A 3,485-nucleotide genomic window follows, 5' to 3' on the forward strand; every position below is an offset into this window, starting at 1 on the left:
TAGATATTTAAAAAAACCAAAATAATAAAAGTTATTCGTAAAAAGCGTTTTTATTGTACTAATATTAAATGCATTTATTTGCTTTCATTTGAAAGCAAATTAAAACAATATTGATTGCTAATAATCTCAGCAATCACCATTCAAAGGAGAACTATATGAAAAAATTACTAACCTTATTAGGAGCAATTGGCCTAACAGCAACGACAACAACTTCAGTTGTTGCTTGTGGCAATTCTAAGCAGTTACAGCCAATTGATACCACTGAATTTGAAAAACTAGTTATTACCGAAGTCCAAGGAAAATACTTTACTATTGATCAAGCAGTTGAGGGAATTAATAAAATTAATAACCTTCCTGAAGGTATTGAGTCAATTAATGTTTCAATTTTAGAATCACCAACCATTCAAGTAGAGTTTATTGCTCAAAAAGGCTATGAAACTCCGAAACCTTTTACCGTAAATTTTAAAGCAAAAACTGATACATCAAAAATTGAAATCAGTATTGAGGAAATTGAAACAGAAGTTAGTTCTAAAAATATTCAAAACTTAGATAGTTTAGAAGCAGTTAATCAGAAGTTAAGTGAAATTAATATTGATGGGGTAACTTCAATGACAGCAAAATTAAAACAACAGTCAAATGCTGATGTCGATATTATCATAGAAATTAATCCCAAAACTCATGTTTTAGTTGGTGGAAGTACGTTAGAAATTATTGGAGCAATTGACTTCTCCAATATATTGAAACAACCAACAATCTATATTGACGTAAATGGCAAGGAAGTTTCTACAGATGCCTTTGACATTAAAGAAATTAATACAACAAAAATTATTCAAATTGGATTTTATGAAAATATACATAGACAAATACAAGCAGTAACAATGCCAAAAGCAGTTAAAGAAGTACCCAGTCAGTTGCCTTCAGAAATTACGAGCTTGGAGGAGATGTTCTATAGTTGTTATAGTTTTAATCAAGATCTTTCAACCTGAGATGTTTCAGGTGTAACTGATATGAATAGTATGTTTTACATTGCTCAGGCTTTTAATCAAAATGTATCAAATTGAGATGTTTCGAATGTAACTGATATGAATCGTATATTTTGCCATGCTGAAAGTTTTAATAAAAGTCTTTCAGCATGGGATGTGTCAAGTGTAACTGATATGAACCATATGTTCTTTAATGCTCTAGTTTTTAATCAAGATCTTTCAACCTGAGATGTTTCAAGTGTAACTGATATGAGTTGAATGTTTTATAATGCTAAAAATTTTAATTTCGATATTTCAAATTGGGATGTTTCGAACGTGGTTAATATGAAGAATATGTTTTCAAATACTGAAAAGTTCAACCAAGTTCTTTCAACTTGAGATGTTTCAAATGTAAATGATATGAGTAATATGTTTATTGGTACTAAAAGTTTTAACCAAAATCTTTCAGCTTGAGATGTTTCGAATGTAATAAATATGAATCATATGTTTGGCGAAGCTAAAGTTTTTAACCAAGACCTTTCAACTTGAGATGTTTCAAATGTAACTGATAGCAAAGATTTTAACCTAAATGCCAATTCTAAGTGAGTTGCAAATTCTGCTTATCAACCAAAATTTAAACGATAACTTAATTAAAAAAAGATGTCGAATTAAACTTGCTTGCTTTCATTTGAAAGCAAATTAAAACAATGTTGATTGCTAATAATCTCAGCAATCAACATTCAAAGGAGAACTATGAAAAAATTACTAACTTTATTAGGAGCAATTGGACTAACAGCAACGACAACAACTTCAGTTGTTGCTTGTGGCAATTCTAAGCAGTTACAACCAATTGATACCACTGAATTTGAAAAACTAGCCATCACTGAAGCCCAAGGGAAATACTTTACTATTGAACAAGCAGTTGAGGGAATTAATAAAATTAATAACCTTCCTGAAGGTGTTGAGTCAATTAATGTTTCGATTTTAGAATCACCAACCATTCAAGTAGAGTTTATTGCTCAAAAAGGCTATGAAACTCCGAAACCTTTTACCGTAAATTTTAAAGCAAAGCAGCAAACAGGAAAATCTAAGATTAATCTTTATGAAATTGAACAAGCTGTCAAGGATAGAAACATTCAAAACTTAAGTTCTTTAAAAACCGTTAATCGAGAATTATCAGAAGTTGAAATTGATGGTGTGATTTTACTAAATGCCGAATTAAAGCAAGGAACAAAAACAGATGTAACTGTTAACATAACTATTAATGAAGAAACTCACGTTTTAGTGGGGGAAAACTCTTTTGATATTTTAGGAGCTGTTAAATATTCTACTTTAACTCAACAACCAACAATATATATTGATGCGAATGGCAAAGAAGTTTCTACAGATGCCAAGGATATTAGTAATATTGATACTCCAAAAATTATTCAAATCGGATTTTATGAAAATAAAGATGGACAAGTACAAGTAGTAAGAATGCCAAAAACAATTATAGAAGTACCTAGTCAGCTACCTTCAGAAATTACAAGTTTGAAAAATATATTTTTTAGTTGTAAAAATTTTAATCAAGATCTTTCAAATTGAGACGTTTCGAATGTAACTAATATGCATGCTGTGTTTGATTCTGCCGAAAATTTTAATCAAGATCTTTCGAAATGGGATGTTTCGAGTGTAACTAACATGCAGTCTATGTTTGGGTATACTAAAGTTTTTAATCAAGATCTTTCAAATTGGGATGTTTCGAATGTAACTAGTATGAGTACAATGTTTTACCATGCTGAAAGTTTTAATTCAAATATTTCATCTTGGGATGTTTCAAGTGTAACTGACATGTATGCTATGTTTTTTAGTAGTCGAAAGTTTAATCAAGATCTTTCAACTTGGGATGTTTCGAATGTAACTACTAGTAGCAGTAATTTTAACAAGTATGCTAATTCTGAATGAGTTGCAAACACTGCTTATCATCCAAAATTTAAGTACTAAATTAATTAAAAAACTAAGTTATCAAATGTATGGAACAAATAGATATTTAAAAAAACTAAAATAATAAAAGTTATTCGTAAAAAGCGTTTTTATTGCACTAATATTAAATATTAAAAGCAAATAAAAATCAAAACAATGTTGATTGCTAATAATCTCAGCAATCAACATTCAAAGGAGAACTATGAAAAAATTATTAACTTTATTAGGAGCAATTGGACTAACAGCAACAACAACAACTTCAGTTGTTGCTTGTGGAAACTCTAAACAGTTACAACCAATTGATACCACTGAATTTGAAAAACTGACCATCACCGAAGCCCAAGGAAAATACTTTACTATTGAACAAGCAGTTGAGGGAATTAATAAAATTAATAACCTTCCTGAAGGGATTGAGTCAATTAATGTTTCAATTTTAGAATCACCAACCATTCAAGTAGAGTTTATTGCTCAAAAAGGCTATGAAACTCCGAAACCTTTTACCGTAAATTTTAAAGCAAAGCAGCAAACAGGAAAATCTAAGATTAATCTTTATGAAATTGA

General features: G+C 29.7%; 3 protein-coding genes. All 3 read left to right on the forward strand.

All coding sequences use genetic code 4. From position 1 onward, the window contains the following. Window positions 1-155: 155 nt before the first annotated feature. Entirely contained in the window at window positions 156-1,607 is a 1,452-nt protein-coding gene (locus L872_RS05110) for a BspA family leucine-rich repeat surface protein (RefSeq protein WP_051418415.1), read from the forward strand. A gap of 108 nt (window positions 1,608-1,715) precedes the next feature. Beyond that, complete coding sequence (locus L872_RS04890) at window positions 1,716-2,945, forward strand: BspA family leucine-rich repeat surface protein (protein ID WP_051418416.1); 1,230 nt, start codon at window positions 1,716-1,718, stop codon at window positions 2,943-2,945. 181 nt (window positions 2,946-3,126) lie between these two features. After that, window positions 3,127-3,485: lipoprotein (locus tag L872_RS05115; RefSeq protein WP_036268833.1), on the forward strand; the 359-nt coding region annotated here is incomplete at its 3' end.

It is taken from the genome of Mesoplasma seiffertii ATCC 49495 (assembly GCF_000518725.1).
Taxonomy (GTDB): Bacteria; Bacillota_I; Bacilli_A; order Mycoplasmatales; family Mycoplasmataceae; genus Tullyiplasma; species Tullyiplasma seiffertii.